Raw genomic sequence first — 5,161 nt, 5'->3', positions numbered from 1 at the left:
GCCGCCCTCCCGGCCGGGCAGGCCGTCGTCCCAGTGGTACCGGTAGACGACCGGCCCGCTGCGCAGCTCCGCCTCGATCTTGAGCACGGTGGAGAGGAAGCGCGGGTCGTCACCGGCGAGCAGCCCGGAGATGCCGATCCACAGCGACGAGGCGTCCATCTCCTCGTAGCCGTAGGCGACGCTGTACGCCTCGGCCTCCGGGTGCCAGCCGTGCTCCAGCACGTTCGAGGCGATCCGGTCGCGCAGCTCGACCCACTCGGGCCGGTCCTCGCCGCCGTGCCGCCGTACGACGTGCAGCGCCCGGTCCACAGTCATCCAGAGCATGACCTTGGAGAAGACGTGGTGCCGCGGGGGGAGGCGGGCCTCCCAGATGCCGTGGTCGGGCTCGTGCCAGCGGCGGCGTACCGCCTCGACCATGTTCTCCAGCACCCGCCACTCGTCGTCCCGGATCGAGCCCCGGGCGTCGGCGACGGCCGCGATCAGGTCCGCGACCGGGCCGAACACGTCGAGCTGGAGCTGGTGGTTGGCGAGGTTGCCGACCCGTACCGGCCGGGAGCCGGCGTAGCCGGGCAGCGTGTCGATGACCGCCTCGGCGCCCAGCTCGAAGCCGTCCACCGTGTAGAGCGGGTGCAGCCGCTCCGGGTGCCCGCCGGTGCGCTCGACCACGCCGTCGATCCAGCGCAGCAGACCTTCGGCCTCCTCGGTGGAGCCGAGGTCGACCAGCGCGCGGGCGGTCATCGCGGCGTCCCGGAGCCAGCAGTAGCGGTAGTCCCAGTTGCGGACACCGCCCAGCTCCTCGGGCAGCGACGTGGTGGCCGCGGCGAGGATCGAGCCGGTGGGCTCGTGGCAGAGCCCGCGCAGCGTCAGCGCGCTGCGGGCGACCAGGTCCCGGGCGGTGGCGGGCAGCCGCAGCGAGGCCACCCAGTCCTTCCAGGGCTGCTCGGCGGCGGCCTGCCGTTCGTGCACCGGCAGCCGGTGCGGCTCCAGGCTCTGGGTGCCGAAGCGCAGCTCCAGCACCACCTGGCCGCCGGCCGCCGACAGGTCGACCACCGCCTTCGCGGTCTCGTACCCGGCGTCGTTGGTGACCTCCCACTCGACGCCGGGGGAGTGCAGCGCGACCGGCTCGTTGGAGCCGAGCACCAGCAGGCCGTCGTCGAGCGGCTGGAGCTGCACCGCGACCTGGCCGAACTCGGGCCTCGGCGCGAACTCGACGCGGGCCCGCCCGGTGCCGCTGAGCACCCGGACCAGTGTGGAGTCGCCGCTGACCACGGCCGGGTCGTCCGGCGTGGTCTGCCGTACCGGTAGGTCGAGCCAGTCGGTCACGGTCAGGCCGGACCAGCGGGTCTCGACGGTCATCGTGTTGCTGCGGTAGCGCTGGCCGAGCGGGATGCCGCCGCGCTCCGGGCCGACCGTGAAGTGCCCGGCCGGGCTGCCGCCGACCAGGTCGGCGAAGATCGCCGCCGAGTCCGGCTTCGGGTGACACAGCCAGGTGATCTTCGCTTCCGGCGTGACGAGCGCGACGGTACGGCCGTTGGCGAGCATCGAGTGCCGCTCGATCGGCACCGCCCGCTCGCCGAACAGCCAGTGCCGCCGCGTCTCCAGCAGCAGCCCCAGTGCGCGGGCCGCCTCGATCGGCTCGGACACCCGGTAGTCGGCGCGGGTCTCGCCGGGGCCGATCTTGATGCCGACGTCCGGCCCGGTCAGGTTGCCGAACGCGTTCTCGTCGGTGACGTCGTCGCCGATGAACAGCACCGCGCTGGCGGCGAGTTGGGTCCGGAGCTGGTCGATCGCGGTGCCCTTGTTGGTGACCACCACCGACAGCTCGATGACTTCCTTGCCCTGGGTGACCGTCACGCCGTCCCAGGTCGCCGGCCCGTTGCGGACCGCCTCTACGGCCCGGGCGGCGGTGTGCGGGTCGACGCCGCGGGTGTGCACGGCGACGCTGGCGGGCTTGCGTTCCAGGCGGATGCCCGGATGCTCGGCGGCGATCTCCCGCAGCGCCTCGCGGAGCCGGTGCCGGACCGCGATCAGCTCGGGGGTGAGGCGCTCGACGAAGCCGATGTCGAACTCCGAGCCGTGGCTGCCGACGAGGTGCACCTCGCTGGGCAGCCGGGAGAGCGTGGCCAGGTCGCGCAGCGCGCGGCCGGAGACCACCGCGACGCTGGTCTGCGGCAGCGAGGCCAGAGCGCGTACCGCGGCCACCGACTCCGGCAGCGGAACGGCCTTGCTCGGGTCCTCGACGATCGGCGCGAGCGTGCCGTCGTAGTCGCAGGCGACCAGAAGCTGCGGAACCCGGGCGATGCGGCCGATCGCGGCACGCAGTTCGGGATCCAGCACGCCGCCGTGTGCGGCGGCGAGGGCGGGCGAGGTCACGCAGCCTCCGTATCTCCGACGCCGAGCTCGCTGAGGAACGACTTGGCCCAGTGGCCCACGTCGTGGCTGCGCAGATGGCGTTGCATGACGCGCATCCGGCGGCGGGCTTCGGGCTTTTCGACATGCACGGCCCGCAGCAACGCGTCCTTCACCGCGTCCGGGTCGTGCGGATTACACAGGAACGCCTGGCGCAGCTCGGTGGCAGCGCCGGCGAACTCACTGAGCACGAGCGCGCCGCCCTGGTCGGCGCGCGATGCGACGTACTCCTTGGCCACCAGATTCATTCCGTCTCGCAGCGGGGTCACCATCATGACGTCGGCCGCGACGTACATCGCGGCCAGTTCGGAGCGACTGTACGACTGATGCAGATAATGCACTGCAGGCACGCCGACCCGGCCGAATTCACCATTGATCCGGCCAACCTCGCGTTCCACCTTCACCCGAAGTGCCTGGTAGTGCTCCACACGCTCGCGGCTGGGCGTGGCGACCTGCACCATAACCGCGTCCGGAACTGTCAACTTTCCGTCAGCGAGGAGTTCGCGGAAGGCCTTCAGGCGGAGTTCGATGCCCTTGGTGTAGTCGAGCCGGTCGACGCCCAGGATGATCGTCTTCGGGTTGCCCAGCTCCTCGCGGATCTGCTTGGCGCGGGCCTGGATCGCCGGGTCCTCGGCCAGCCGCTCCATCTCCTTGGTGTCGATCGAGATGGGGAACGCGCCCGCCTTCACCTGCCGGCCGTCGACCTGGATCATCTGGCCCTCGTAGCGCAGGCCGAGCAGGTGCCGGGCCAGCCGGACGAAGTTCTGCGCCGCCAGCCGCTGCTGGAAACCGACAAGGTCCGCGCCGAGCAGGCCGCGCAGGATCTCGGTGCGGAACGGCATCTGCATGAACAGCTCGATCGGCGGGAACGGGATGTGCAGGAAGAAGCCGATCCGCAGGTCCGGCCGCAGCTCGCGGAGCATCGCCGGCACCAGCTGGAGCTGGTAGTCCTGGACCCAGACCGTGGCGCCCTCGGCCGCCACGTCGGCCGCGGCCTCCGCGAACCGGGCGTTCACCAACCGGTACGCCTCGCGCCAGCGGCGCTTGTACGCGGGTGTCTCCACGGCGTCGTGGTAGAGCGGCCAGATCGTCGCGTTCGACTGGCCCTCGTAGTAGCGCTCCAGCTCCTCGGCGCTCAACGGCACCGGGTGCAGGCGGATGCCCTCCAGGTCGAACGGCTCGGGCGCGGCGCCGGTGCCGCCGGCCCACCCCACCCAGGTGCCCTGGTGCTCGGCGAGCACCGGGTGCAGCGCGGTCACCAGCCCGCCCGGGCTGCGCCGCCACTGCCGCCCCTCGGGTGTGCTCACCTCGTCGACCGGCAGGCGGTTGGCCACTACGACAAAGGAGCTACGGACGGTCACGATCGGCCACCTCCGGGTACTGACGGGTCCACCGCGATGAGCGTACTGAGCGTAGCTGCGGCCTCTGTTCCCCCGTGCCGGAGTTACCTACCCGTCCCAGAACCGCCGAACCCACCGCGTGATCTTGTCGACACCGGTGGCTCAGAGGTCGATGATCGGCCACTCCTTCGGCAGCACCTCACCGAGCAGCTCCCGCCGGTCCGTCACGATCGGCACGAGCGGATTGGCGGCGGCCTCCATGGCCAGCTGCGCGAGATCCATCCGCCCGGTCATCCGCCGCGACCAGCCTCCGAGGTAGGCGCACATGTCAGGTTCCACGGGGGTGATCTGCACCTGCGGCAGGGCGGCCAGCAGTTCCAGAAGCTCCCACTGCGGAGCCGTGGCCTGCTGATTTGCATGCGCCAGGCAGAGGGCGGGCACCAGCACGTCACGCGCGTAGTCGGCGGCCTCGGCGATCCTCGCACCGACGTCCTTGGCGCCCGAGGCATAGGCCAGCAGCGCGGCCGTGTCGAGCGCCAGGCCGAACTGCGTCACCGCCGCGCCTTCGCCCTGGCCGCAAGGACCTCCGACTGGAGCCGGCTGGCCCGCTCACGAAGCTCGGGCGTGATACTCGCGGTGAGCTGCTGCATCTCCGCGTGGGCCCGGGCCACGTCCTCGTCGGTGATCGTGACACCGGCGCGAGCGAGCAGCACCCGCGTCTGCTCGCCGGCCATCTGCCGACGCACGGCGCGCGCTACGAAGGCGGACACGTTCGGCTCCTTGGCCAGCCGCTCCGCGACGTCGTCCGGCAGGCTCACGGCGATCTTCTTGGTCATACGCCAAGGCTATTCAGTCATACCCGCGCCGGCAAGGAGGCGCGCCGCCGTACCCCTGGGGTGGGGTGATGTGGGCGTGGCGGTCCGTACCTGTCAGGATTGACGGCGGCGTGCGTGCGGCCGGCTCCCGGCCGGCGGCGGCGGGCGGAGATCGACGCCCGCGCCCCGCACCCGACAAGCCCGCGAACGCAACCGACGGAGGTAGCCCGCACCGTGGCCCAGTTCATCTACGTCCTGGACAAGGCGCGCAAGGCGCACGGCGACAAGGTCGTGCTCGACAACGTGACGCTGAACTTCCTGCCGGGTGTCAAGATCGGGGTGGTCGGTCCGAACGGCGCCGGTAAGTCCAGCCTCCTCAAAATCATGGCAGGGCTGGACCGGCCGAGCAACGGCGAGGCCCGGCTCATGCCCGGCTACTCCGTCGGCATGCTCGCGCAGGAGCCGCCGCTCAACGAGGAGAAGACGGTCCTCGGCAACGTCGAGGAGGCGGTCGCCGAGACCAAGGCCAAGCTGGAGCGGTTCAACGCCATCGCCGAGCAGATGGCCACCGACTACTCCGACGAGCTGATGGAGGAG

Annotated in this window: 5 protein-coding genes; 1 reads left to right on the top strand and 4 read right to left on the bottom strand. The window is 71.3% G+C overall.

Annotated elements, in window-relative coordinates; genetic code table 11:
- The 4 genes from otsB to KBX39_RS22400 all read right to left on the bottom strand — a co-directional run.
- Positions 1–2,373: trehalose-phosphatase (otsB, locus tag KBX39_RS22415; protein WP_210872357.1), on the bottom strand; the 2,373-nt coding region annotated here is incomplete at its 3' end.
- Complete coding sequence (locus tag KBX39_RS22410; protein WP_043328887.1) at positions 2,370–3,770, bottom strand: trehalose-6-phosphate synthase; 1,401 nt, start codon at positions 3,768–3,770, stop codon at positions 2,370–2,372. The genes KBX39_RS22410 and otsB, both read right to left, overlap by 4 nt.
- 141 nt (positions 3,771–3,911) lie before the next feature.
- Positions 3,912–4,304 (bottom strand): hypothetical protein, encoded by a 393-nt coding sequence (locus tag KBX39_RS22405; protein ID WP_187693234.1) that lies wholly within the window; start codon positions 4,302–4,304, stop codon positions 3,912–3,914.
- Entirely contained in the window at positions 4,301–4,585 is a 285-nt protein-coding gene (locus KBX39_RS22400) for a hypothetical protein (RefSeq protein ID WP_043328891.1), read from the bottom strand. The genes KBX39_RS22405 and KBX39_RS22400 overlap by 4 nt, the downstream gene beginning before the upstream one ends.
- 213 nt (positions 4,586–4,798) lie before the next feature.
- On the opposite strand from KBX39_RS22400, the gene KBX39_RS22395 reads away from it, so the two are divergent.
- Positions 4,799–5,161, top strand: a 363-nt coding sequence (locus tag KBX39_RS22395) for an ATP-binding cassette domain-containing protein (RefSeq protein ID WP_210872355.1), incomplete at its 3' end; no start/stop codon positions are given.

The sequence above is a fragment of the Micromonospora sp. D75 genome (assembly GCF_018070405.1).
Classification (GTDB): Bacteria; Actinomycetota; Actinomycetes; order Mycobacteriales; family Micromonosporaceae; genus Micromonospora; species Micromonospora chalcea.
Note: the sequence above shows the minus strand (reverse complement) of the source record. Positions and strands in the feature narration are given on the sequence as shown.

Coding starts and splice junctions, on each gene's coding strand:
- KBX39_RS22400 (WP_043328891.1), bottom strand. CDS start 4,585: ATGACCAAGAAGATCGCCGTGAGCCTGCCGGACGACGTCGCGGAGCGG.